Annotated in this window: 1 protein-coding gene; it reads right to left on the bottom strand. The window is 41.0% G+C overall.

Annotation, left to right across the window (positions count from 1 at the left end):
* A partial coding sequence (locus H4J67_RS20125; protein WP_182204946.1) for an Ig-like domain-containing protein occupies positions 1-329 on the bottom strand: 329 nt, incomplete at both ends.

The raw sequence follows: 329 nt of genomic DNA on the forward strand, positions 1-329 counted from the left end.
GTGTCTTCTGCAACAGAAACAGTTTCACTATCATCACTTAGATCAGACACTGGTGTCACTGAAATTGTTAGTGTAGAGCTCTGTGTATCACCTGCACCGTCAGTAACAATGTAAGTAATTACAGGAACAGCACCGTTGAAATTATCATTAGGTGTGAAGGTGTAACTACCATCTGCATTTAAAGTGAGTTCACCCTCAGCAAGAGTAACCGTGTCACCTGCATTATAAGTATTACCATCAACAGTAAAACTGGTGACAGTTAGTGGACCATCTGCTGTTTCAGCATTATCTAACACATTGCCTGTGGCTGTTGTATCTTCAGCTGTTGT

Origin of the sequence: Colwellia sp. BRX10-4 (assembly GCF_014077465.1) — a bacterium.
In the GTDB taxonomy this organism is placed as follows: Bacteria; Pseudomonadota; Gammaproteobacteria; order Enterobacterales; family Alteromonadaceae; genus Colwellia_A.